At 46.2% G+C, this 835-nt stretch carries 1 protein-coding gene and 1 pseudogene; both read right to left on the bottom strand.

Going from position 1 to position 835, the window contains the following annotated elements; genetic code table 11:
- Positions 1–26 precede the first annotated feature (26 nt).
- Entirely contained in the window at positions 27–518 is a 492-nt protein-coding gene (locus A3750_RS01775; protein ID WP_068453114.1) for a biopolymer transporter ExbD, read from the bottom strand.
- A pseudogene (locus A3750_RS25670) lies at positions 515–835 on the bottom strand (biopolymer transporter ExbD); the annotation flags it as partial. The pseudogene A3750_RS25670 and the gene A3750_RS01775, both read right to left, overlap by 4 nt.

The raw sequence follows: 835 nt of genomic DNA, 5'->3' as shown, positions 1-835 counted from the left end.
ATACAAAGAATAGACAAGCGAAAAAATCAGCTAGCCTGAGCCTTCCGATTTACCGCTAAAGCAACCGTGGTATACCCTGTTTCGATACAAGTAGACATCAACTTTTTAAGAAAGGAATAAGGCAGATCTTTATCGGCCATTACAGTGATCGGCCGCGATTGTTCAGACTGAGTGCTGCGACTTAATTGATACCTCAACTCCCCTGCAACCTTTGGCTCAATGTCTCCATTAAAAGCGCTAAAATCACTGCGAGAGATGATCTCGCGGCCCGCTATGATAATGGCGTCTTGGCTGACAGTGATCACCAGGGTCTCATCTGGCAATCTTTCTGCACTGGAAATAGGTAAATCAATCTTCCCATCCCTATTAAGGACCTGAACGTCGGAGCTCGAGTTCACCATCAGAAAAAACACAAGGATTGTGAATATATCCATTAACGACACGAGATTAAGCTTTCCTGAAGCTAACCCTCGCTTCTTATGTCGCGCAATGCGCTTCGCTTTTGCAGACTGCTTCATGGGGTCGAACCTGCCCCAAGACGCTCCTCTGGAGCATCAGCGATCCCAATATCAGGAAACAATTCCGCGCGAACCACGTCTCCCGCGACCACCGTTTTATATGAGCTGACAGAATCCATGACAGCAACGATTTTTTGATAAGACGTGCCGGCCTCAGCCAATATCGATACACTACGCTCTTCAGGGACACGTTTTTTGAGTTCCTGCATTACTGCGCTCAGCTTGTCTTGATCAACACCGTCTTCAGCATTATCGATGCGTTTGATTAATGCACTAGAACCTTCCAGCACATCAATACTGTCTTGATAAATTGCAAC

It is taken from the genome of Oleiphilus sp. HI0079, from assembly GCF_001635105.1.
The sequence above is the reverse complement of the archived record's forward strand: the minus strand, read 5'-3'. Positions and strand labels throughout refer to the sequence as shown.

Bases quoted from the DNA above. Each gene is read 5' to 3' on its own strand.
- A3750_RS01775 (WP_068453114.1), bottom strand. From the start codon at position 518: ATGAAGCAGTCTGCAAAAGCGAAGCGCATTGCGCGACATAAGAAGCGA.